At 63.2% G+C, this 24,301-nt stretch carries 20 protein-coding genes; 10 read left to right on the forward strand and 10 right to left on the reverse strand.

The features are described from left to right. Positions 1–17: 17 nt before the first annotated feature. Positions 18–953, reverse strand: coding sequence for a M23 family metallopeptidase (locus tag AC3B6C_RS25485; RefSeq protein ID WP_058250558.1), 936 nt, complete (start codon positions 951–953; stop codon positions 18–20). Between the two features lie 270 nt (positions 954–1,223). Here AC3B6C_RS25485 and AC3B6C_RS25490 point away from each other — a divergent pair, with 270 nt between their 5' ends. Then, positions 1,224–1,877, forward strand: a complete 654-nt coding sequence (locus AC3B6C_RS25490) for a DUF305 domain-containing protein (protein WP_058250557.1) — start codon at positions 1,224–1,226, stop codon at positions 1,875–1,877. A gap of 28 nt (positions 1,878–1,905) precedes the next feature. On the opposite strand, the gene AC3B6C_RS25495 is transcribed toward AC3B6C_RS25490, so the two are convergent. Further along, positions 1,906–2,856: a M56 family metallopeptidase gene (locus AC3B6C_RS25495; protein WP_058250556.1), complete on the reverse strand. Its 951-nt coding sequence runs from the start codon at positions 2,854–2,856 to the stop codon at positions 1,906–1,908. 188 nt (positions 2,857–3,044) lie between these two features. Between AC3B6C_RS25495 and AC3B6C_RS25500 the strand changes: the two genes are divergently transcribed. Then, positions 3,045–3,410: a hypothetical protein gene (locus tag AC3B6C_RS25500; protein WP_175404277.1), complete on the forward strand. Its 366-nt coding sequence runs from the start codon at positions 3,045–3,047 to the stop codon at positions 3,408–3,410. A gap of 121 nt (positions 3,411–3,531) precedes the next feature. Continuing rightward, positions 3,532–4,368, forward strand: coding sequence for a F510_1955 family glycosylhydrolase (locus tag AC3B6C_RS25505; RefSeq protein ID WP_488376472.1), 837 nt, complete (start codon positions 3,532–3,534; stop codon positions 4,366–4,368). 542 nt (positions 4,369–4,910) lie between these two features. On the opposite strand, the gene AC3B6C_RS25510 is transcribed toward AC3B6C_RS25505, so the two are convergent. Both AC3B6C_RS25510 and AC3B6C_RS25515 read right to left on the reverse strand, forming a co-directional pair. Further along, a complete protein-coding gene (locus AC3B6C_RS25510; protein ID WP_488376473.1) occupies positions 4,911–7,796 on the reverse strand; it encodes an NACHT domain-containing protein in 2,886 nt (961 codons plus the stop codon). An 850-nt stretch (positions 7,797–8,646) separates the two neighbouring features. After that, positions 8,647–9,207: a hypothetical protein gene (locus tag AC3B6C_RS25515; RefSeq protein WP_488376475.1), complete on the reverse strand. Its 561-nt coding sequence runs from the start codon at positions 9,205–9,207 to the stop codon at positions 8,647–8,649. A 263-nt stretch (positions 9,208–9,470) separates the two neighbouring features. Here AC3B6C_RS25515 and AC3B6C_RS25520 point away from each other — a divergent pair, with 263 nt between their 5' ends. Next, positions 9,471–10,142, forward strand: a complete 672-nt coding sequence (locus AC3B6C_RS25520; RefSeq protein WP_488376477.1) for a hypothetical protein — start codon at positions 9,471–9,473, stop codon at positions 10,140–10,142. 129 nt (positions 10,143–10,271) lie between these two features. Here AC3B6C_RS25520 and AC3B6C_RS25525 read toward each other — a convergent pair whose 3' ends face one another. Further along, positions 10,272–11,126 carry an endonuclease/exonuclease/phosphatase family protein gene (locus AC3B6C_RS25525; RefSeq protein WP_338086033.1) on the reverse strand — a complete coding sequence of 285 codons (855 nt, stop codon included), beginning with the start codon at positions 11,124–11,126 and terminating at the stop codon, positions 10,272–10,274. 1,318 nt (positions 11,127–12,444) lie between these two features. Between AC3B6C_RS25525 and AC3B6C_RS25530 the strand changes: the two genes are divergently transcribed. After that, positions 12,445–12,807, forward strand: a complete 363-nt coding sequence (locus AC3B6C_RS25530) for a M23 family metallopeptidase (protein WP_338858013.1) — start codon at positions 12,445–12,447, stop codon at positions 12,805–12,807. 282 nt (positions 12,808–13,089) lie between these two features. On the opposite strand, the gene AC3B6C_RS25535 is transcribed toward AC3B6C_RS25530, so the two are convergent. After that, entirely contained in the window at positions 13,090–13,404 is a 315-nt protein-coding gene (locus AC3B6C_RS25535) for a DUF4229 domain-containing protein (protein ID WP_211540798.1), read from the reverse strand. 122 nt (positions 13,405–13,526) lie between these two features. Further along, entirely contained in the window at positions 13,527–15,182 is a 1,656-nt protein-coding gene (gene resB, locus AC3B6C_RS25540; protein WP_249146427.1) for a cytochrome c biogenesis protein ResB, read from the reverse strand. A gap of 378 nt (positions 15,183–15,560) precedes the next feature. On the opposite strand from resB, the gene AC3B6C_RS25545 reads away from it, so the two are divergent. After that, entirely contained in the window at positions 15,561–16,805 is a 1,245-nt protein-coding gene (locus AC3B6C_RS25545; RefSeq protein WP_211540797.1) for an Nramp family divalent metal transporter, read from the forward strand. Between the two features lie 26 nt (positions 16,806–16,831). Here AC3B6C_RS25545 and lspA read toward each other — a convergent pair whose 3' ends face one another. Then, positions 16,832–17,275 carry a signal peptidase II gene (gene lspA / locus AC3B6C_RS25550; protein WP_211540795.1) on the reverse strand — a complete coding sequence of 148 codons (444 nt, stop codon included), beginning with the start codon at positions 17,273–17,275 and terminating at the stop codon, positions 16,832–16,834. 50 nt (positions 17,276–17,325) lie between these two features. After that, positions 17,326–17,730 (reverse strand): ArsR/SmtB family transcription factor, encoded by a 405-nt coding sequence (locus AC3B6C_RS25555; protein WP_211540792.1) that lies wholly within the window; start codon positions 17,728–17,730, stop codon positions 17,326–17,328. A gap of 50 nt (positions 17,731–17,780) precedes the next feature. Between AC3B6C_RS25555 and AC3B6C_RS25560 the strand changes: the two genes are divergently transcribed. The 4 genes from AC3B6C_RS25560 (at position 17,781) to AC3B6C_RS25575 (ending at position 22,574) form a co-directional block, all read left to right on the forward strand. Beyond that, positions 17,781–18,401, forward strand: coding sequence for a class I SAM-dependent methyltransferase (locus tag AC3B6C_RS25560; protein ID WP_488376485.1), 621 nt, complete (start codon positions 17,781–17,783; stop codon positions 18,399–18,401). A gap of 284 nt (positions 18,402–18,685) precedes the next feature. Further along, a complete protein-coding gene (locus AC3B6C_RS25565; RefSeq protein WP_211540786.1) occupies positions 18,686–19,858 on the forward strand; it encodes a L,D-transpeptidase in 1,173 nt (390 codons plus the stop codon). A 114-nt stretch (positions 19,859–19,972) separates the two neighbouring features. Continuing rightward, entirely contained in the window at positions 19,973–20,389 is a 417-nt protein-coding gene (locus tag AC3B6C_RS25570) for an ArsR/SmtB family transcription factor (RefSeq protein WP_258325142.1), read from the forward strand. Next, positions 20,382–22,574 (forward strand): heavy metal translocating P-type ATPase, encoded by a 2,193-nt coding sequence (locus AC3B6C_RS25575; protein ID WP_258325143.1) that lies wholly within the window; start codon positions 20,382–20,384, stop codon positions 22,572–22,574. Before AC3B6C_RS25570 ends, AC3B6C_RS25575 begins: the two co-directional genes overlap by 8 nt. A 16-nt stretch (positions 22,575–22,590) precedes the next feature. Here the strand turns inward: AC3B6C_RS25575 and lnt are convergent, their stop codons facing one another. Next, positions 22,591–24,093, reverse strand: coding sequence for an apolipoprotein N-acyltransferase (gene lnt / locus AC3B6C_RS25580; protein WP_211540778.1), 1,503 nt, complete (start codon positions 24,091–24,093; stop codon positions 22,591–22,593). Between the last annotated feature and the right edge of the window lie 208 nt (positions 24,094–24,301).

Consider the following 24,301-nt stretch of genomic DNA (forward strand, 5'->3'; position numbering starts at 1 on the left):
CCACCACACCGGGTTCGTCACAGGCGTCGTTCGCCGACCCACTGGGGCACCACCGGCCCCGGCGCGGGGGCGTCGGCATCAGCGGCCATCGCCAGAACCACCCCGCGATCGGCCAGCCACTGTGCCGGATCGACGTTGACTCCCGTCGGGTCGAGAACCTCGAAATGCAGATGAGGGCCGGTCGAGACCCCACGGTTGCCCACTGTGGCGATCGATTGCCCCATCCGTACTCGCGCGCCCTGCTCGAGCAGATTCTCGTCGTTGTGGCCGTAGGTGGTGATCGTGCCGTCATCGTGCCGGATCCGCATCCACAACCCGAACCCCTCAGCGGGTCCGGAGGTGATGACTTCCCCGTCAGCCACCGCGACAATCGGCGCACCCAGTTCATTGCCGATATCAATGCCCTGATGGCCCCGTCCGTCACCGAAGGTGGACGTGATCTCACCCGCAGTCGGCGCCACTGCACCGCCACTACCGGGCAGCAGCGGCGTCGGCGTTCCGGGTTCCTGCGGCTGGGGGCCATGCGGCTCGTTCGGATCGTGCGGCACGATCGCGGCGATCAGGGTGGCCACCAGCCGGGCCAGCGGTAACGCGTCGATGATCCGGAACCCGTCTATCGGATCGATGAGCGAAAACGTGCCGAAGCACTGCAGCGCGGTCGCACTGCCCGCATCGCCGACGCTGCCCGACTGGGCCTGAGCACCCAGGCAGGACGCCGTCTGCGTGATCGGCTCCCCCAAACTCGCCGCCGCGGCACCACCCAATGCGGCCTTCACCGAGTCCTGCACGATCGCGATCAACTCCCCGGCCACATGTCCATCGGTCGAGGCCGCCGCCGGTGCGGTGGCAATCACAGGCGCAACGCCCACGCACATCGCCGCTGCCACCCCCAGCGCTTTGGGGCCCCACTGCTGCCCCGCCTTGACCCGTAGCGATGTCAACACCGTCTGCATGCGGTCGGACCTTTCCCGCGGACGTCGTAGACCCACGCACGAGTGCCGTGCGTGTACCCGCGAGATCACACCACAAGTCACTTGTGCCCCACCAGTCACACGCGACACCTCGACGAAGCGAACTATTGGGGCATTGGCGGCCGTGTTTGCGCAGTTCACGGCCCGTTTGGAGGGTGTAGAGTAGGCGACTAACTACTATCGGTGTTAGTAGAATCGTTATCGAAGCGCCGCCGGGCGGTGGCGAAGTATCACTCTTGAAGGAGGAGATCGATGAGAGCCACACGAACCGGTGTCGTCGTTGCTGCCGCGGCGGCTGTTCTGACAGTGGTGGCCGCGTGTTCGGACACCTCGACTGAGGATCATTCCTCGATGACGGGCATGGGCACCAGCTCAACGAGCGCCGAATCGTCGGCGGCGGCCACTGCCGAACACAACAGCGCGGACATCTCTTTCGCCCAGCAGATGATCCCGCACCACACCCAGGCGATCATGATGAGCGACATCCTGCTGGAGAAAGACAACATCAACCCCAAGGTCGTCAGTCTGGCGCAGCAGATCAAAGACGCTCAGCAGCCCGAGATCGAACAGATGCAGTCGTGGCTGAAGCAGTGGGGAGCCCCACTCGAGGGCCAGGGCCACAACATGGACATGGACACGTCGATGGCACCGGGTGCCTCCCCGATGCCGTCGATGATGGGAATGATGTCGCCAGAACAGATGCAGCAGCTACGCGACGCGCAAGGAGCCGAGGCGTCGCGCCTGTTCTTGACGCAGATGATCGAACACCACCGCGGCGCCATCGCCATGGCCAAGACCGAAATCCAAGACGGCCAATCGCCCGAGGCGATCGCCCTGGCACGTCAGATCGTCACTGACCAAGAGAACGAAATCGCCAGGATGCAGCAGCTTCTCAACAACCCCTAGCGGTCGGGCCCGCCCGGGTCGGTCTCGGCTACACACACATCGCGATCACCATCGCCGCCACGACACCGGACACCGCCAGTGTGGTCGGCACCGCGACCACACCAGCCACCGCCGCGGCGGCACCCACATGATGACGCCGCGATCGGCACCGGCGACCGGAGTCCAAACGGCTCAGCCGAGGCCCCACCGTCGACGACTCGCTGATCGAGAGCACACCCACCGGGCCCGCTACAGGTCCCGAACGGGCCAACGTTCCCAATGCCGAGCAGACCGCCCGCGCACCCACCAGCTGGGCGGCGCGGGCATCGGCGGCTTGCTCGACCAAGTCGGAGACCTCACGGCCCGCCCGGCTGAACAACGGAATCAGCGGGAACGCACGCCCGAGAGCGCGGGCCGCCAACACCACGGTGTGATGACGTTGCCGCCGGTGTGCGCGCTCATGGGCAACGACGGCATCGAGTTCCTCACCGGACAACGCCGCCCGCAACCCGGTCGTGGCGGCGATGCCGGCTTTCTTACCCGGCAGACAAAACGCCATCGGCCGCCCGTCGGCGAGCCACCACACATCGGGATAGCGCTCACTGCGGGCGCCCACCAACCGCAACGACTGCAAATACTCCTCACGAGCACCACGCATCCGCATCGCCGATCGCACCGCGATCGTCACTGCTCGGACAATCGCTGCCACGGTCACCGCCGCCAGCACGCCACCGGAGATCGCCTCCACCCGCGGGGATGCGCCGTGTGACAACACCCGCAGACACGACACCACCTCAGACAACGAATGGATGCCGAAATGACCGGGAACCGTCAGCGTCACAACAGCTCCCACCCACAGCAACGCAAACATAACCTGTGCGGCCGGCCAGGCCACCAACACCCAACGAGCATCGATACGGCCCTGCACTCGAACCATCCATCGAGGCCACAACCAGCCCAGCACACCTGCGGCAACAACTAACACCACCGCTGCACTCATGGATGCTCACCCATCGTTCGTCTCGATCCCCGACGCCCCGCCGTCTGCTCGCTGAGCCCACGGTCAACACACCCTTCCGGTGTGTCCGCACATCTGCACCACCAGCCAGTATGCCGCAGAGGTTCGCCCGTGACGCCCCAACTCCAGCACCCACCGCGTCGCTAACTACTAGGCTATATAGTAGTGTGATGACGCGGGTTGACCTGGCCTGCGCGTACCAGTTCGAGGAATACGCCGTGACCGAGACCCCGAGGGAGACGCACTCGCCCCCGAACGACCATCATCGCCAGTATCTGCATGCCATGCGAGACGTCTACCGAGCACCCACGCCATACTCGGCCCACCAGTTTTTCCACCGCGCCCACCACCTCAGCGTCACCTCGAACCGACGCCGCCACCTCGCCGCGCACATCGGTCTCGCCCGCCACCTCGCTGCGATCGGCGACCTCTCCGGGGCGCGTCACCACCTTGGTACCGTCCTGATCTCCCTCATTCTCCAAAGACGTTGCGGTCAAGAATCTTCGCAACCTTCCACTCCCACCCAGATGTCGTGATCACGACGCCCCCAGAGGGCCAGGGTGACTCTCTACTCGGTCTCGCCGCCACGCCGAACACACCCACCACCAGAGCCGCCACTACCGAACTCGGCCCTACCCACACGAAAGTCGTAGCCGCTTGCCTGCCTCGAGCCTGTCTATCCGCACTGCTGCGGTCGTTCTCTCAGTCATCGCCACGGTGACTGTGCTGACCGGCTGCTCCACCCAGGAACGACCCACATCCTCACCACCGCCGGCGGCCCCAGCGCAGACGACACTGACCCCAGAACTCGACCACCTCCACGCCCTGCACATCCGCGACGACGGCACCATCCTCGCCGGAACTCACACCGGCGTAGTCGCCCTCACCGCAGACGGAACCACCAGTCGGGTCGGCGTCTCCGACGACGACTTCATGGGACTGACCGGCGTAACCGGCTCTGATCGGATCTTCGCCTCCGGCCATCCCGGCCCGCGGAGCTCGGCACCCAACCCGCTGGGGCTCATCGCTAGCGAAGACGGCGGTCAGACATGGACACCGAGATCGGTGGCCGGCGAAATCGACTTCCACGCGCTCGCCACCAACGGAGAAATACTCGTAGGCTTCGACGGCATCAATGGCCTGCTCGTATCCACCGACGACGGGACAAGCTGGACCCCCGGCGCCCCCCTGGCCGCAGCAGCACTCGCGATCACCGACCGCGGCGTCTGGGCAACCACCCCCGACGGCCTGCAACACAGCACCGACGACGCCCAGACCTTCACAACCGTCCCCGATGCGCCGGCTATAGCCCTCCTGGCGGCTGCACCAGACGGCACGCTCTGGGGCATCGACGCTGCCAACACCGTCTGGCGCAGCCCAGACGGTACACACTGGGAACAACGCAGCACCATCAATCGTGTCAACGCGCTGGTCGCCAAAGACGCCGAAACAGCCTACGCCGCAAACGAACAATCGCTCTACACGCTCAGCTAACGGACTCATGAGTCGCAATCAAGGAAGGACGCGACCGAGATCCGGCAGCGCTTTTGATCACGTCCACTCCGCCCACACCACAAGCCAGAGCTGATAGTTGGATGACGCCCGGCTGTCCTGGGCGGTCACTCTCGACCACCTGACCGTACTCAGCGCCGCCGCTCGCCTGTTATAGCTGATTGAGCACACCGAACTCTCAAGCTCAAGATCGCCTGGGAAGGGACGGCCACCGAGGCCACACTCACTACCAGTCGGCCGTTCCCGATTGCCGAGTTGATGACATAACTTACATTATCGGTATTTCAAAATGACTGCCACAGGGTGAGTTTCACGCGACCCGGACATACTGCTTCGTCACGTGACGCACCGAGGGCTGTGGTATCCGGTGTCGATCCGACGCCCCTGGGTGCACAGCATCCGGCGTCAGGTGGGCACGTCACGGGTGGCTGGCGCCGACCCATGGACGGGTTCTCTCATCGGGACGCCACCGGAAGATATCGAACGACCTAGGGCTGGTCTCACATGCCACGACGTCGAACAGTCTATCCTGACGATGCCTTTACCTCCACGTCGAATAACTTGTCTCGAACCTTCCTGTCATCGCCTTTAACTGTCCATACTCCGGAACCAAACCATCGATAGAGGAACACTCGCGTCGGACGCGTCACCGGCAGATCGGTCAGACGATAAGACTTTGGAGTTACGCCTAGGAGGTGATCCCAGTAATCCTTCTTTTGCCAATTAGGGCCACGAGAGAAGCGCGACACTGCGTAATCAATGTCGGTCTGAACGGCAGCCAATACTGCAGCAAGCGAGAACACGCGGCGGTCCACCGTTCGGATATCGATCTGAACAGATGGCAGAGTGATCCGGATGAGTTGATCGATCGAGGGGAGGTCGACGGGATTCGTCAGTACCTTCGATGCCAAATACTCGGCAATGATCTGGCTGTCCTCGGGTGAAAAAGCAAAATCCCCCAAGCCACTGAAAGTCTGACACTCTTTCGTCTCGACGAGGCTATTAAGAACGGCTGCTAGTAGTCGCGTGCACAGCGGCACCTCTGCACTTCGTGGATACACCTCAGAAAAAATAAGACTGTCGGGGCGGTCTAACGTATCGACAAGCGTCGACGCTGACAGATCACCATAGAGGAAGTTTGACACTCGAATCCAATCTGGGTCAGCGTCGAGGTTAACGGCGTTGACGCGCGCTACTAGCGCACGATGATTGATCGCCAACTCTGCCCAGAACTTGCCGTGGATATCTGGAATGAAAGAGTCGGATTCGGCAGCTATCATCCAGGTGGAGAAGCGTAGAACGACATCGGCGAAGTCTTCTGGACCGAGCTTGGACAGATCTGGATCGTAGATAACCGCCGCGATCGACGGCAGATTGTCCCGCTCGGCGCACAAGAGCGCCGAATAAGCTCTGAACAGACCGTGATCCGTTCTCACCGCCCGACTCATCGCGGTCACAACTCTGCGACGGGTATTTGGCCGAGGGGTGGAATGCAGTAGGCACTTAACAACGAACCTAAGGGTGTTCCCAACTGTTAACAGGCCTTCGTCGATGTGATCGAGGAGTAGCTCCAAGAATTCATCAACGAAATCCTCCTGATCGCGGGCCATCTGGAGGCAGATATCGCACACCACCTCATGTGCCCCATCATTGATGTAGGCGGAGAGGGTTCCAAGTAGGGAATACGGAGTTCGCGACAAGCTCATAATATTTGATGCAGCGAAGTACTCTAGAAATGTTCGGTGCGTGAACGCGTACAATTCTTGTGAATTGGTGGCGCCGACTGAGGTGAGAATCCAAGCCCGTCCAGTCCAGTATTCCACGACTTCGCTTGCTGAATCTTCAGCGGCTTCACGAGTTTCATGAACTCGAGGATGGAGGTAGTCTGCGAGTACTTCGATGATTCGATCGCGAGGTACGCCGTTCTGTGTGCTTGGGTTCGCTAACATCCATCTCGCGAGCGTGCCGACCGAGGCTTTAGTAGCCGAGCCGAAGGGTTGAAAGCCCTCAATCGATCGATCTCTGTCCCAGGTGTCGTACAAGAGTCTTGTGCATTTATCATAGAGTTCGGGCCGATTCTTTGGTATCCAGCCTTCCGAGGCGTAGAGGAAACAAATGAGCGAAAGCATTAGAGGGTTTGAGCGAAGGTCACGCACAGATCCACTGGATGTCATAAACGTCGATCTGAGCTTTTCGATACGGGAGGTATCGGTCGACTCTGCCTGGAACCACTTGTTCGCGTACTCGAACACCTGATCGTCGTCGAAACTTAGTATTCTTCCGTGTCGGAAGGAAGCTGCATTCAGCGGCGCGTTCTCATAGCCGACGGCGCGTGAAGTCGCGAAGATGGGTGAAGCCGGGTAAAGGTTTGCGAATGCTGTTACAGCATCAACAACCCGTTGTCTCTTTGATATCTCGGTCAACTCGTCGAGTCCGTCGAACACCACACTCGCTCTACCGGTGATTAGGAGATAATCAACGGCGCCCTTAGGTGCTACTACGTTGTAAGGTGATGCGCAGCTTGATTCGATACATTCAACGATTGTCTTCTTCTTCTCAACAATATCATGTGCTATTTCCCTAAGGGTCAAGAAGAACACGGTGGTGCCGTCTTGGTCCCTGACCGAATTCCTAGCAATCGACAGTGCTGTGTGTGTGACAAGAGTGGACTTTCCAGCTCCTGGATCACCTAATATCACCAGCCGTGATGCGTAGTCTAGTCTTGGTTCGTAAGCTGCGGAGTCGTAACTAACTACGGGCGCTACATACAACGTGTCAAAGTCGTGTTTGTGCCGTGCCATGCCGGCTCCGTGTTGGGGCATCCGACTGTGCACAGCTGCAACTTGACGGGAAACTGCGTCTGCAAACTCGAGAACTGGCGCTAGACTGACTAGCAGGCGGAGGACTGATACGTGGCGCCCCGACACGTCATCAACTTGGTCGATGGCCGGCAATGCCGACGCGAGAACTTCTTTAGGGAGTTTGTCACCCGAGCGCGATTCAGCCAAGTGGACTACGATTGTCGGCGTCAAGTGTTCGACGATGATATCGGCCAGTATCGCTGCTTGTTCGGGAGTGGTCTGCACCTCGATTCGAATGGACTGTTCGATCTCGAACATGTGTTCTGACGACAGCTTGCCGTGATCCTTGCTGTAGCAGGACTGTATGATTCGGCGAATAATCAATTGATACTGGGTTGATTCCAAGTATCCTATGAAACGCTTTATTACAGGGTAAGAAAAATCGTCAATAACTTCTTCGCTGGTCTTGGTCAGGCCTTTGCGTTGGGCACTTGTGAGCTGCTCGCGAAATTGCTTCCTACTGAGCCGGTTACGGTACTCACTTAGCGTTACCGACGTAATAGCGGTTGCCGCGGACTTGGCAGCCGCACCAGCGATCACATCGAGCATAGTATGGACTCCTCTTGAGCGCTGCCTTATCGGTCATGTAGCAAACTCCAGAGCGCGGATCTTCCCCGCCTCGATCCGCAACCGTCGGCAACTGAATAAGGCAGACTCTAAGAGTCTAGGGTGCATATTATATACGGCCCGTTGGCGGTCGGAGCTTGGTTCGAGGGGCGTGTCGCGATCTTGAGGAGGATGTGTCCAGGCGGTAGCTCGAGGAGTCGCGCATGGTCTCAGTACCACGGGTCAATGACACCATGGTTAAGATCGGGATTGCTCCAGCTTCGACACCATTACGCATCCACCCTGGGCTGACACCCGGACGGTAATCGTTAGACGCTCGGTTAGGTCCCCGCGTACAGAATGAATAGCTGAATAGCTGTGTGGGTCGGGATGGGGTTCAGCACGACTGCATGGGTGCCAAGGACCAGGAATTTGGTCGCCGTGCAGCCGCTGGGTTCGGCTGATCCGTGCGGCGTGGGCAGACGGTCATTGCATGACGAGCGCCCGTCGAGCCTAGGGAGACTGGGGCAAAGGGCCGCGACCAGATCGACGGCACCTCGACGCATTCGTCCTGCCGCCCGGCGTCTACCGGGTGCGGGTTTATGGCGCGCTCAGGGCGACGTCGCGGTCCCGAAGACCGAGTACGACCTCGACTACGCCCCAGACGACCCCGACGTCGACCCCAACAAGTACCCCGAGCAGCACCTCCTACAGCTCTCGACCGACACCACAGAGCATGATGGCGAGGCGCTCGTCTTGAAGGACGATCCTCGCTACTTCGCGTACTAGATTTTCCTGCGTGACACTACGTCTGGGAGCCCGGGTGGGTTGCGACGTAGCGTGACGGCATCAGTCACGTACGGTCTTTCCAGCGCTCGTTTGCCGATTGTCGGGTCATGCCGGTGGCCGCGCCGATGTCGGCCCACGAGCGACCCAGTCGGCGGGCTTTGGCCACGGCGGCGTCGAGTTGCGCGTCGGCGTTCCTGCGGGCATCTGCGGCGGCCCGTATCTCGTCGTCAACGTCGATCGGGTCGAGATGTTCGCCCCGCCACACCGCTCGGGCGGCCTCTGCGACCTCTGGCCGCACGTTGACGTCGAGGTCGGTGTCGGGGGCGAACACGCGATGGCTGGTGAGATCCTCGAGGGAGGATGAGGGCACTCGCGACCACTGGACCGGATCGGTCCAGGTCGACACCTCGGGACTGGATCGGCGGGCGCAATCGCAGCGCAACAACCACCCGACGATCTCGGCCGACGGCCGACGACGGTCATCGTCCGGCCGCCGGCCGGTCTCGACGATCTCGTAGTCCACGCCGTCGGTCATGATCGACCCGTGGCTCACGGTCCCGTCCTCGAAGAACGGCACCAACGCCGCCTCGTGCAGGTGCGTGGAGCTCTCGTGTATCCAGCCCATGCAGTTACGGTAGACCTGTGACGTCAAGATAACCAGACATCAACGGATGCCCCGTCAGGACTACCTGACAGAACGTAAATTATCGGCACATTAAAACAGCTGGGGGACAGGCACTTTTACTAGAAAGTGACATAACTTGGACTGAGGTCGGGCACGCACTGGGGCTGTTCCACCTGCTCCAACGACCTGATAGCAGATAATGACGGGGCCCGCGAAACGTCCTACACACCCACCGGCCTCACCCGCGACCTATACCACAACAAGTGGGGATTCTGATGACCCACCACCGAGCAGCACGACCGGCGGCCCTCACACTCGGCATCGCCGGCATCCTCGCCGCTGCCACCTTGGCCGCGTGCGGCGAACAAACCGTCAATGAGGGCATCCCGCCCCTCGAATCGGCCACGGCCACCTCGACCGCCCATGCGGACTCGATTACCGACACCTCTGACTTGCGTAATCTGATGGCGATCTCCACACACGTCTTCAGCGGCCGTGTCGAATCAGCTGCTGGCGCCAAGGCACTCGGGCCGCTCCCCGAAACTCAGTACAGCGTGCTCACCAAAACAGCGATCAAGGGCGAAGTCTTCGAGAGCGTGGTAGTCAACCAGCAAGGCGGAGTCAAAGACGGTGTCTACATTTCCGTCAACGGCGACACACCACTCAAGGTCGGCCAGTGGTACCTGTTCGCCACCCGCTACCTCGAGTCCGAGGAGTGGTACACCCTCATCCCGGTTGACGGCCGCAAACCGGTGACCGAACAGCAAGCCCGCGGCAGAGCCTCCGCGCCCCTGGCCGAGGCTGAGGCCGCGGTGCGCGCCAACCCCCAAAGCCGGCTCGCACCACCGGACCCACCGAGCCTGTCGATGACCTTCCCGATTCCCCAACCCGGCGACCGCAACCCACCTCCACCCTCACCGGCGCCACCCGGCTGAATCATGAAGTAGCCAGTGGCGGCATATGGAAAGCGTTGGGGGAGATAGCTTGCCAGGCTCGATCGAGTTGACATAAGGCTGTCGGTCACGAACCGAGGTGTTCCGATGGTTCGAGATTACTCGGGGACGTCATCCTTCGCTGAGCCGGATGCTCGCGAGCACCCCGTGATGATCGGAGCCCGGCAGATCGATCCGCTGGAACGATGTCGGTGTCGGGCCATTGCGTGTCAGCACCCGGTCGAGCGCAAGCAGCGACGGGTAGGGCCGGCCGGCAGGATAGGTCGCGACGACGCCCGATCCGAGATGCTCGGCGGCGTCGGTCAGCTGGGGCGAATCCGGCGGTCCCGACAGTAGCTGCCGGAAGGAGCGGTGATCGTAGGTCGAGTTCGCATCGGCGCCGATGATCAGTGGATCTGTGTCGGCGAAGAGGATCGAGTGCAACTCGCGGAGCTCGGCATCCCAGCGCCACGACGGTTCGGGATACGGCGGCAACGGGTGCAGTGCATAGATCGAAATTGGCGATCGGTTCGGAAGCAACAGTCGCGCACGAAGATTCGACAGTTCGAACCCACGCAAGAGTTGCCCGTCGGTCAGCGGGGCCCGCGCATAGATGCCAGCTCCACCTCCACCGTCTCGGGGACGAAGAAACGCAAACGGCAAGGCTTGCCGCAACCCGGCGCGCTCGAGGGCTCCCACCGCCTCAGACGTCAGCTCGACCACCGTCACGACGTCAACGCCTGAGTCGCGCACCCGCGACACTAGCGCGTCCGGATCAGCCTGCCCGAGATAGATATTGGCCTGCATCACGGTCAGGTCCGAGTCCGAGACTTGTTCGTCCGCCCCCCGATACAGCGGGGCCTGCGCCGTCACGCCCACGGCGATGACGAGCACAGCTCCCGCCGCGGAGAGCCAGGCGCGCGCAGCGAGCAACAGCAGCAGACCGACGACGCCGACGATGATCAGCACCGGCGTGAACGCCGCCACCCGGGACACGAGATTGCTGACCAGGCCAGAATAGTGGGCAGCAATCCCGGCAGCAGCGGCGAGGACCGCACCCCACCCGAGCGCTCGTAGCAGTCCACGCATGCGGCCGATCATGCCAGGACCGCTGTCGCGCTCTCTGGCGGGTGATCGTCGAGTGCAGGCTGTCGGCGACAGGGGCTGTCAGCCAAGCCACCAGTCGGTTCGATCTATGGTGACCGTTACGAGCCGGACGCTTCGTTATCGACGCAGTTGCCCAGGCGAGAACTTGCGCACGCATTGACGCCGACGCGTAGTCGGCCACAATGTACCCGCTGGTCAACCAAGCGCACCGTCGGAGCTGCGCAGAGCTCGAAGAATCGATTTTGGGGCCAGCGGGGAGAAACTAACCTGGATAGTAGTAACCTGTCTGTGGCTCGTTCGATATCGAACTGTTTTCATCCGGACTGACGCTTGGACTGAAGGACTCCTCTTGGCACGGCATCGCAAAGCTGATCCCAGCCCGCCCTCCGCTGGTATCTCTGCGTTCCGGCGCGGCGCATCGGCGAGCCTCACCCCTGGACTCGCGGGGCCCCAGCATTCACACGTCGTGCATGCGGCCGGGCGACACCGAATGCCTGTCCAACCCGAGGTGTCGGCTGGGTTCACGCGGCCCATCTTCTCGGGCGCCCCGGTGCCCTCCTACTCGCCGCATGCTCGATCGACGACGGCGCCCGGGGCGTCGCTGTCATACCCACCTCGCAGTGGCCGTCCACACACTGCGCGCTCGCGTACTGCCTTGCCCCGCCAAGCCGGGCCTGGCCATCGAGCTTTCGGGCCGCCTCGCTCACAGCGCCCGCTCGACCTCGGCAGGCATCCATCGGCAGCGCCTACCGCACCGTGGGAGCGGGCGTTGTGGGTCGTTGAACCTCAGTCCAGCGAGCAAGCTCAGTCAGGCTTTCTCGAGGTGCTCGAGGGCGAGGAGGTCTCGGGCACCTCAACTCGGTCGGCGGCTGCGGCCGGGTTGGGTGGATCACTCATGGCCGCGGTGGTTCTATGCGCTGCCGGCGGGACTGCGGCCACTGCGGTCGCCGATCGACACGACCTGACGGTCACTCCCCTGACTCAGGCTGGCGTGCCCGTCGACGTCCAGCCCGCAGCAGCCCCACGCTCTGTAACCGTCGGATCGGTGGACGAACAGCGAAGCCGCACGTCGGCACGTGCATCGTCACGCGATGAGCTGACCTCGGCTATGCGAGAACTGACACAGCCAGATCGCGCGCGGCCGCCTGAACCCCCGGTGCCGCAACGGCCGCGGTCGGCGGCACCGACCTACGGCACCGTGACCTCGAGTTACGGAGCTCGATGGAGTACCACGCACTATGGCCTCGACATCGCCAACACGATTGGCACACCGGTGGTCTCGACCAGCGACGGGCAGATCATCGAATCCGGTCCGGCTGATGGCTTCGGTCTATGGATACGAGTGCTGCAAGACGACGGCACGATCGGCGTGTACGGGCACATCAACGAGACACTGGTGAGCGTCGGACAGCGAGTCCTGGCCGGCGAGCAGATCGCAACGGTAGGAAACCGCGGCTACTCCACCGGCCCACACCTGCACTACGAGGTCTGGCAGCAAGATGGACCCAAACTCGATCCTGCACAGTGGCTGAGAACCCGGGGAGTCTACGTCGTCGGATGACCCGCCTCATCGGCGCGGGAGGTGTGACGACGAGTGGTCCCGCTCAGGTGTCGCGAGCTTCGAGGCGGGACTAGGTCGGGCCAAATCCGCGGGCGCAGTGATCGGTTCGACGGCCACACAGATGGGCGCCTACCCCGATCGTTTGAGAGGATCGGTGTGCGGGTGGTTGTGGTCATTGAGGGTGAACTGCGTTGGTTTCACCGATCCGGCAGACTGCACTGCATGTTCCGGCACCTGTCGGACAGGCGGCCTGCTGACCATGTTTGCTGGTCTGATATCAACCTATGGCGCGTCCGGTCTGGCGAGTCCCTTCTTGGTTGCTCGGCGGGAGTCCATTGCTTCGGCCCGGTGATTGATACGAGTTCGTAGGGGTTTGAGGACGATCATCGAGACTGGACTACTGAGAATCACGGCGAGCACGACGGCTACGAAAAACGGGACGTCCACGTCAATTAGGTAGGCGACCAACAGAACTAGTCCAGTTAGCGCAGCAGCGAGTGCTAGGCGCGCGACGTTGTACAGCAGCGTGATGGCGACCAGGGATCTGGCTGAAGAGGCTGGCGTGGTGGTGGCGCTGTGAGAAGTGTTTGTGCGCATGGTCGATGTGGCTCCGTGTGGGGTGAATGCGATCGGGATGGATTGTGACGCGACAGTTGGCTCGGTGCCGCGTCCTGCAGCGGGGGCGGTTCATGAGATGAGATCTGTACGGATGTGAAAGTTCATGGCTGATGTGCGCGCCGTGGTCGGCGGTTTGTCGGCCCTGGCTGGGTCAGCCATCGCCGCGCCTGCTGGTCGAAGTCCTCGCCCCACCCGGCCTGATCGGTGCGGGCCAGTCCCGCGATTGTTACTGCGGTGCGTCGTTGGCCGTCGACTTCGACGGGCACTAGCCGCACCCAGATTCGGCGACGCCGGACAAGTAGAGACACAAGTAACCCAGCCAGCATCACGGTCGCCGACAACAGAACCCAGTTCTGTGCCGGCCCGTGTGATACCTGCATGGACACGAAGCGTTCATACCCATCAAAGCGCACCACGGTGCCATCGGCGATGGTGTGAGTCTGTCCCGGGCTGAGATTGACCTGTGCCCGCTGCTGGAGCCGACCCTGCTCGATGAGCGCTCGGTTCAAGGAGTACGCATTCTGCGGGCGACCGGTATCCAGTCCGGTGTCGCCTTGGTAGATCCTGATCGCCACATACGGATCATTCGGCACGGGAAACGATGAGGTGAGCAGGGTTCCTTGGAATGCTGCGGTGGGCGCGAATAGGCCCTCGATCGCGATCTGTCGATTGCGACGTTCGTCTGGGTCGGGGTAGAGGCCGGCTGGGGTATCGAAACGGGCCGCGCCGGAGGACAGCATCGTCTGCAAGTTGTCGGGAATGAAAAGTACTGTCTGAGTGCGTTGCTCACCGTTGGGGAACGTCACAGTGAACGTCGGTGCGAAGCCGTTGCCGAGGACATAGACGCGGTCGCCAGCTACTCGCAGCGGTTCGTTCACTCGGACGCGTGCAGTGCTCCACGTATCGGGATCGGACTGTCGCACGTCCCCGGTGTAGGTGACGTCGGCTTCGTACATGTCGGGCTGACCGCTCGGCAGGAACCGGGCATCGAAGCCCTCGACGCGGACACAGAATGGTGAGAGATCGGTGCCATCGACGAGGCTGCCTGCACGGAATGAGTCATAAACCGCGGTCGAGGTGTTGCACAACCCTTGTGTGCCATCGGCGACGAGACTGCGGGTGCCTTCGTAGCCGTAGAGTTTGTCGGCCGCGATCGATATCAGCAAGGCGAGTAGGGCGAAGTGGAACACGAGGTTGCCCCACTCGCGAAGGTAACCCTTTTCTGCGGAGATCTCTACGGCTGCGGTGGGTCGGTGCGCATTCGCTGGTCGTGTGGTGGTGGCTCGGCGCCAGCCCCGGAGGTTGGCGTTGATGAGGGTAGCAACCTCTTCGGGTGTTCCTTCTACGGTGTCCTCGAGGTGCCGCGGCAGGCGGGTGAGGTTGCGCGGCGCGGGAACTGGACGGGCTCGGACCGCTCGCAGATGCTCGAGGATCCGGGGAGTGAGGCATCCCACAAGCGACACGAACAGCAGGACGTAGATCGCGGTGAACCACGAGCTGGCGAAGACGTCGAAGAGCTGCAGTCTGTCCATCCAAGTGCCGAGGGCGCCGCGGTCGGCAATGTACTGGGCAGTCTTCTGCTCGTTGAGTGGGCGCTGCGGCAGCAGAGCGCCCGGGATGGCGGCCGCAGCCAACAGGAACAGCAGCACGAGTGCTGTTTTCATCGACGTCAGCGAGCGCCACAATCTGCGCAGGGGGCCAAGCGCCGGGTGTACTCGTCGCGGCGTCGGCGCTTCGATGGTGCCGGTGTGCATCATCGTCGTCGTATGGGTAACGCCGCACCCGGGAAGTCGTCATCCCTCGCGAGAGAACAGAGTGCGCGGTCGGCGACGTGATCCTGAGCTGTCTGCCAGTCGACTCCCAGCATCATCGGCCGCCGGGACTTCCTCGCCCGCATCGCCATCCGGGTCCCACCTGCTCTTCCTGCCCACATCAAAATACTACGTAGCGTAGTATTTCGACACGCAGATGACAAGCAGGGATGCGCCCCGCTGCGGCGCACTCGTACTTGCAGGCCGTCGAAGACGTCACCCCACCAACCAAGCTCACGAAGCCTCGTCATGTGCCGCCCCATCAACTACGGTGTACCGAATAGTTGTATTCGGTAGACCGAACTTTGTGATTGAGGGGCGGCAATGCGAGAGGTCATGGCTTCGGCTCGTCCGCGGTTCGCGCGAGCTCGGTCTGGGTCCCTACTGCTCGGTCCGGCCTTCGTCGCAGCCATCGCCTATGTTGATCCCGGCAATGTCGCGTCCAATATCAGCGCTGGCGCCCAGTTCGGCTACCTCCTCGTGTGGGTGATCGTGGTTGCGAACGTGATGGCAGGGTTGGTGCAGTTCCTTTCTGCCAAGCTCGGGGTGGTCACGGGCAGGTCATTGCCTGAGACGGTGCGTCTGCGCGCGTCGCGGACCGCCAGGCTCTCCTACTGGGTGCAGGCTGAGATTGTCGCTATGGCAACCGATCTCGCCGAAGTGGTGGGCGGAGCTATCGCGCTGAATCTGCTCTTCGACCTGCCGTTGCTCATCGGTGGCGTCATCACAGGTTCGGTGTCGATGGTCTTACTTCTTGTCCAAGACCGCAGAGGGCAGCAACCGTTCGAGCGGGTGATCATTGGCTTGCTGGCTGTCATTGCCATCGGTTTTCTGACAAGCGCCGTGGTGGCACCACCTCCCCCCGGGGCTGTCATGGGGGGCCTCTTGCCGCGGTTCGATGGCACGGAAAGCGTGCTGATCGCGGCCGCCATGTTGGGTGCGACGGTGATGCCTCACGCGGTGTATCTGCATTCAGGTTTGGTGCGGGATCGACACGGCCATCAACCGGAGGGGCCGATCCGGTCGCGGCTGTTGCGTGTGACGAAGATTGATGTCGGTCTGGCGATGCTGCTGGCGGGCGCGGTCAACCTGTCCATGCTGCTGGTGGCAGCAACCACTTTGCGTGGCCGTGAAGGGGTCGATTCGATCGACGGAGCGCATGCGGCGGTCGCCGACACCTTGGGGCAAGTGGTGGCGTTGCTGTTCGCGCTGGGGCTTCTTGCCTCGGGGCTGGCATCAACCTCGGTCGGGGCGTACGCCGGCGCGATGATCATGGACGGGCTGTTGCAGCGCAGGATTCCGCTCATACTCCGACGCCTGATCACCCTGGTACCTGCCATCACAGTGTTGGCCATCGGAATTGATCCCAGCCGAGCTCTGATTGTCTCGCAGGTCGTTCTGTCCTTCGGCATCCCCTTCGCACTGGTTCCGTTAGTGCGTTTCACCAGCGACAGGATGCTGATGGGCGAGGATGTGAACAATCGACTCACCACGTCGCTGGCCTGGCTGACTGCAGCGGTCATCATCGTGCTCAACGTCGCCTTGATCTACCTGACAGTCACCGGTTAAGCGAGTCCGCGCGACGGTTCGATCCCCTAGGTGTCGCGCGGAGCTGACCAATCTTGCCGCAACACATCTAGCACGATCAGGACGACGCCGATGGTGATGAATGTGTCCGCGAGGTTGAACGTGGGGAACCAGCCGGTATGGAAGTAGTCGGTGACGACGCCGTCGGCGGCGCGGTCGATCAGGTTGGTGAGTGCGCCGCCGAGGACCGCGGCAAATCCGATCCGGCCGGCGACCCCCGCGTCGGGTGCGACGTGCACTGCGTAGCCGGCCAGTGCGAGGGTGATGAACCCGGCCACGGCGAGTATGGCCCAGCTGGGCAGCCGATCACCGAGGCTGAATGCAATACCGGGGTTGAACGCTAACCGCAATTGGAGCACTCCCAGATCGGCCGCACTGCCCTCGGTGAGTCGGCTGACAACGAAGGAGTTGACTGCCAGCCCGACGGAGGTCACCACGACAACCAGGGCCATGAGAACGCCTCGGGGGTGGAGTGTTTTCGTCACTGCCGGCGTCGCGTCGGTCACGTAAAGGCTCCAGCCGGGGTAGGACTCGCTGACGCTGCGGCGGCGTCGCCGGCATAGTTCGGGCACAGCGCTACCGCGCTACCAGTGGCCGCCAGCAGGGTCTCCGCCGAGGCCAGCAGATCCATCAACTCGGGCCGAGTGAGGCGGTAGAACACCTGCCTACCTTGTGGGCGTCCCTCAACTAGCCCGCAGTCGCGCAGACATGCCACATGCGCCGACACTGTCGACTGCGCCAAACCCAACTCCCCTACCAGGTCGGCGACCCTGACCTCCCCGCCGGCAAGACGACGCACAATCGACAAACGGGTGCTATCGGACAGGCTGTGAAACAACGCCACCGCCGCGTCCACATTCGTTCCGGCTCTCGACGTTCGACACCCATCCATGCTATTGATCGTCACCAGACGATAATAAGCGGTCGCTGCCGATGAATGTGGGAGGGTGGTCACCAATGTTGATGAACCGCGTGGAGACTGTTCTGGTGAACTCGCCGCCCCGGCGGTGGCTGCAGCGCTACGAGGCGCGTGTATTGACCGCGTTGGGCGGACGGACCCCGGGGGCGCACGTTGCCGAGCTGGGGTGCGGGTCGGGGTACGGCACCCGGCTGATCCTCGACGAGTTCGGCGCCGCGCGCGTCGACGCGGTAGACCTCGATCCGGCGATGATTACTCGCGCTCGCCACCGCCTGCGCCGCCACACCGGCAGGGCACACCTCGCCCGAGGTAGCGCAACGGACCTGCGTTCAGCATTGCACGACGTTGGCGGCGGGCAGAACGGTACTTATGACGCAGTCTTCGACTTCGCGATCATTCACCACATCCCGAACTGGCGGGAAGCCTTGGACGAGGTGGCCCGCGTACTCAAACCGGGTGGGCGGTTCTTCTTTGACGAGGTCACCGCGACCGCCCTTGCTCGGCCGACCTACCAAGTGCTGTTTGACCATCCGAGCGAGGATCGGTTCACCGCCGGTGAATTCCTGCACGAGTTGTCCCACCACGGTCTCGAGGTCGGCGAGCGGTGGCGAACACGCATCGGCGGGGACTACCTGTTGGGTGTCGCCACACGGCAATAGTGAGGTCGACGTGGTGTCTCGGCGGTCGCCCACCACGACGACGTTTCGAACCTTCTCTCACGCGGTGCAGTGGTTAGAGGAGCGCACAGCCTTCAACTACTATCGTGGTTAGTAAACCTAGTCCAGCGCCGAGTGGGAGGGTTCGACAATCGATGGGCCGCGTAAGAGGGACTCGAGCTACCGAAGAGCCACGTGATCGCCGATCGACTCACGGTGGGCGGCCGCAGTGCTCGGACTCTCGTGAATGCCGCGGGTCGGTCCGGGCCGGTATCCCGCGACTGCTGATGCTCGCAACGCTGACGGCGGTGGTGATGGTGTTGACCTCGTGCAGCTCGACCGGAGGTGCCGCCTTCAGCAACGAGATTCGGGCCGTTGACAGCTTCGCCGACATCACACAACCTTCCATCGCTGTGGCCACTGAAGGTGGCGGGCGACTTGCGCCCAACGCGGTCGTCGAACCTGGGCTTCCTATTGTTGTCACGGCCAGTCGCGGCGCGTTGACTAACGTCCGTATTCCCACAGCCAGCGGCCGTCCCTTGGCGGGCTCCCTGAGCGAGGACGGCTCAACGTGGACAAGCACCCAGCCCCTGGGGTATTCGAAGCGATACGTGGTTCAAGCCGAGGCCGTGGGCGTGGGCGGTCGATCGGTCGTCTCGCAGCGTTTCACCACGACCTCACCGGAATCGTTGACCAGCGCGGCCATCCTCGGCGAGAAAACCGTCGGGATCGCCCACACGATCGGCGTGCGGTTCGCCGATCCCATCCCCGACCGAAAGAAGGCACAGGCGGCGATCACCGTGTCGTCTGACCCCCAGATGCAGGGTGCGTTCTATTGGATCAGCGACTCCGAGGTCCGGTGGAGGCCCGAACGCTTCTGGACACCGGGCACCAAAGTCAGTGTCGCCGTCAACATTTACGGAGTCGACCTCGGCGACGGGCTCTACGGCGACGAGAACTTGTCCTACGACTTCACCATTGGCAGAGCTCAGGAAATCGTCGCCGACGACAACACCAAAACAATCGTCGTCAAACGAGACGGCAAGGTCATCCGCACCATGCCGACCTCGTTCGGCAAAGACAGCACTCCGACGCCCCGCGGCATCTACATGATCGGAGATCGCGTCGAGCACATCATCATGGACTCGTCCACCTACGGAGTGCCTGTCGAGTCCGCAGCGGGATACCGCACACCCGTTCAATGGGCGGTGCAAATGTCCTACAGCGGCATCTACATGCACGGCGCACCGTGGTCGATGTCGGCGCAAGGCAACAGCAACGTCAGCAACGGTTGCCCAAACCTGAGTCCCGCAGACGCGGAATGGCTCGTCAAGAACACCCTGCGCGGTGACCCCGTCACGGTCAAGAACACCAACGCCGACACACTGTCGGGAGTCGATGGACTCGGCGACTGGAACATCCCGTGGTCACAGTGGAAGAAGGGCAACACCGACACCTAGGCGCCCCCCGCCTGGCTGGAGCTTGTCGACGCCACTCGCCATATCGATGGGTGTTGAGGTATTCGCGCCGGCACGCCTATAGTAAGCCATATCAATAAACGTAAGGATGTTGATATGACTCAGGAGTCGGTGGACACATGCGACCTGCTGTGCCTCGATCTACCGCACGCAGAAACAATCCGGACTGCGCTACCCGAGGTGACCGCGGTCGACAGTGCCGCCGCCGGAGCTCGCGCACTCGGTGATCCCACCCGGCTGCGAGTGGCAACGGCGTTGCTGTCGGGCGAGGAATTATGCGTCTGCGACCTCGCGTGGGTGGTAGGCCTGGCGCAGAACCTTGTCTCGCACCATCTGCGCCTACTCAAGGGCGCCGGCCTGGTGACCGGGCGCCGGCACGGACGGTTAGTGATGTACGCGTTGACCCCCTCCGGCCACGCTCTCGTGACAGCGGTTCTCGCGATTGCAGGACTCTCCACCGCAGCCACGACGACACCGTCGGCGGCCACAGTGCAGGGGCGAGCTCATGGCTGACGCATGCTGCGGGCCATCAGATCCCGCCGACCTCGACGCCGAGGTCGATCAGGGCCCGGTTCGGTTGTGGCAGGTGCGCGAGCTGCGTTTCGCCGCCGCCGCAGCAGTGTTCCTCGCGCTCGGCTGGATCATCGGAGACTCTCTATCAGAGACCGCGGGCATCGTCGTGGAACTGGTCGCGGTCGTCGTCGCTGCCTCAACGTTCGTGCCGTCGACGCTGATGTCGCTGCGCCACGGGCGCATCGGTGTCGGAACGCTGATGACGATCGCCGCGATCGGGGCTGTGGCGCTGGGCCAAATACCCGAGGCTGCGCTGCTGGGAATCTTGTTCTCGGTCGCTGAAGGACTCGAGCATTACGCGGTCACCAAGACCCGGCGCGGGCTGCGGGCACTGCTCGCGCTCGTTCCACCGACCGCGTCGGTGATTCGTGAGGGTCGCGAGATCACCGTGTCCCCTGATGAGTTGATCATCGGCGATGTGCTGGTGGTGCGTCCCGGTGAGCGCGCGTCGACCGACGGGACGATCACCGCGGGCACTACCAGCGTGGATATGTCGGCGATCACCGGCGAATCTGTTCCGGTGGAGGCGGGTCCGGGCGACTTGCTCTACGCCGGCGCGATTAACGGTGGCGGTGCGATCGAAGTCCGCGTGACCGCCCGCGCCGCGGATAGTTCCCTGGCCCGCATCGTTCACATCGTCGAGCAAGCGCAGGAACGCAAAGGCGCCGGCCAACGTCTCGCCGACCGCATCGCCCGCCCCCTGGTCCCGGCCATCATGGTGCTCGCGGCGCTCGTGGCAGGTATCGGTGCGCTGCTCGGTGATCCCCTGCTGTGGCTCGAACGCGGCCTGGTAGTCCTCGTTGCCGCGTCCCCGTGTGCGTTGGCGATCGCGGTGCCGCTGACGGTGGTCGCCGCGATCGGCGCCGCCAGCCGCCATGGCGCATTGGTCAAAGGCGGTGCTGCACTAGAGGAGTTGGGACGGGTCCGCGTCGTCGCACTGGACAAAACCGGCACCTTGACCCGCGGCACTCCGGAGGTCATCGCCGTGGTGAGCACCCCCGAAATCACCCGCGAGGACGCGTTGTCCTATGCCGCCGCGCTCGAGGCACGCAGCGAGCACCCGCTGGCGAGTGCGATTCTCGCGGCCGCACCTGCTCTGGGCTCACCTGCCGAGGACGTCACCGCGATCGCCGGTCACGGACTCACCGGCCAGATACGCGGACAGCAACTGCGCCTGGGCAAACCCGGGTGGCTCGATCCTGGCGCGCTCGCCGGCGATGTCACCCGGTTGCAGAGCGACGGTGCCACCGTCGTGCTGATCGAACGCGATGGCACCGTCGTCGCCGCCATCGCCGTCCGCGATGAGCTTCGCCCCGAGGCCGCTGAAACGGTCGCTCAGCTGACGGCGCTGGGTGTCAACTCGGTCATGCTGACCGGGGACAACGATCGCACCGCACACGCCTTGGCCACGGCGGCCGGAATCAGCACCGTCCATTCCGAACTGCTTCCCGAAGACAAAGCCGACTTGCTGCCCACACTGGCGCGCGGGCGGGCGATCGCCATGGTCGGCGACGGCGTCAACGACGCCCCAGCGTTGGCCACCGCCGATGTCGGAATCGCGATGGGAGCGATGGGTACCGACGTCGCCATCGAAACCGCCGATGTGGCGTTGATGGGCGAAGATCTCCGCCATCTCCCACAAGTGCTGTCCCACGCTCGGCGCGCACGCCGAATCATGGTGCAGAACATAGGATTCTCTCTGGCCATCATCGGTGTTCTGATTCCGCTGGCCGCCACGGGCGTCCTCGGCCTGGCCACAGTGGTCTTCGTCCACGAACTCGCAGAAGTGCTGGTGATCGCCAACGCGATTCGCGCCGCCCGGACGAAAGCACTGCCGGGCACCGGCGCCGTGCACCGGGTAACCCCCGGCAAGCTCAACATCTCGGTGGCGGCCTACCACGACACAGGCGACGCCTGCTGCGCCCCGGTATCAGCCACCACCACCGATCAGCCACGGCCGGTGCCCGAGGCACCCCTGCTGCCGGCTCCACGATTACGCGGCGCGGCGACCAGCACGAGTTGTGCTGCCACAACAGAACCAGGGTGCAGCTGCTGTTCGAGCCCGTCGGATGACGCCGATGACACACCGAGTAGCTCACCAACGCCTCATCGCGAACGCCACTGAGGCACATCACGCCGCGTCAGGTGCGTTGGCGTGATCTCCACGTGCGTACAACCAGTGCCGCCAGGACCGCGGCAGCACAGATCCCTTCTCCTGCTGCTCCGATCCGCGTAGCCAGAGTCGTCGTTGTCCTCAGCGGCACCCGCGCGATGAGGACATCGGGGGTGAACAGCGCTGTGCGTTGTGCAACGGCCCCATCAGGCTCGATGATCGCGCTCACCCCACTGGTTGCTGCGATGACTACCGCCCTACCGTGCTCGACTGCCCGCACCCGCGACATCGCGAGTTGCTGGTAGGTCATCTCGGTGCGCCCAAACGTCGCGTTGTTGGTCGGCACGGCGATCAGTTGCGCGCCGGCGCGCACCGAGTCGGTCACCAGATCGTCGAACGCGACTTCGTAGCAGGTCGCTACCGCCACCGGTACACCTGCAAGATCGACGACACCATTGCCCGTGCCAGGAACGAAGTTGCCGGCCCGGCTGGCGTAGGACGACAGCTGTGTCATCAGTTCCCGCAGCGGCAAGTACTCCCCGAACGGCACCAGCTGACGTTTGTCGTGCTCCTGACCAGGACCGGTAACCGGATCCCACACCACCAACGTGTTGCGGGACGTGCCGTTGCTCCCGGCGATCACCGCTCCCACCAGGATCGGCACCCCGATCGCCCGCGCGGCACGATCAATCTGCGCCGCAGCATCGCGGTTACCGAACGGGTCGATGTCGGATGAGTTCTCCGGCCACACCACCACATCGGGACGCACGACCCGCCCAGAGCGGATCTCCTCGGCCAGGTCGAGGGTGCGTTGGACATGATTGTCGAGCACTGCGCGTCGCTGAGCATTGAAATCCAACCCCAGCCGCGGCACATTGCCCTGCACCACTGCCACCGTCACCGACCGCTCCCCCGCGTCATCGCCTCCCCCCGCGGGCGTCATCGTCCACACCAGCAGTCCAATCACGGCAACCGTGGCCGCAGGCCCGGCCAACGTCTGAGGCTGCCGGCGGACCACGGCCCCCGCCGCCGCGGCCAGGGCCGCGCCGAGCAGCACCACAACGAACGACAACCCCGGCGCGCCGGCCAGCGCCGCCAACGGCAGGAGCAACCCGTCCGGTTGACCGAATGCGATTCGGCCCCAGGGGAAACCGCCAAACGGTATCCGGGAACGAATAGCTTCGACTGCCACCCAGGCGCCTGCCAACCACACCGGCGCGCCGCGCCATCTGCCCAGTGCCGCTGCCAACGCCCCGAAGATCCCGAACGCCACCGCCTGGACTGCTGCCAAGACCAGCCACGGCACCGCACCCACATAGATGCCGACCCACGGCAGCAAAGGCACGAAAAACCCCAGCCCAGCCAGATAGCCATAGCCGGATGCCGCCCACAACGACCGCCCCCGCAGCGTCACCACCAGAACCGCGATAGCCAACGGGGCGAGGAACCACAGCTGACGCGGAGGGAAACTCACGTACAGCATGCCGCCGGCGCCGACGGCAGCAGCGCTGCGCAGCACCGGATGAAGCATCGGTGGAAACGACGCACCGGCCCGCCGAGCACCCGAAGAACTCACCACCGCGCACCGCACCCCTCACCGAAATTTGTCGAGCGCACCGATCCGCCCGCGGTCGCCCGGCCGGGGCCGCGCGCCTGTAAACTACTAGCTAACGTAGTAGTAGTTTGACGGGAGTGAACATCGTGGCAGGTCAAGCGCTGAAGATTCGACTCGAGTCGAG

This window comes from Gordonia sp. 11cp, from assembly GCF_057767225.1.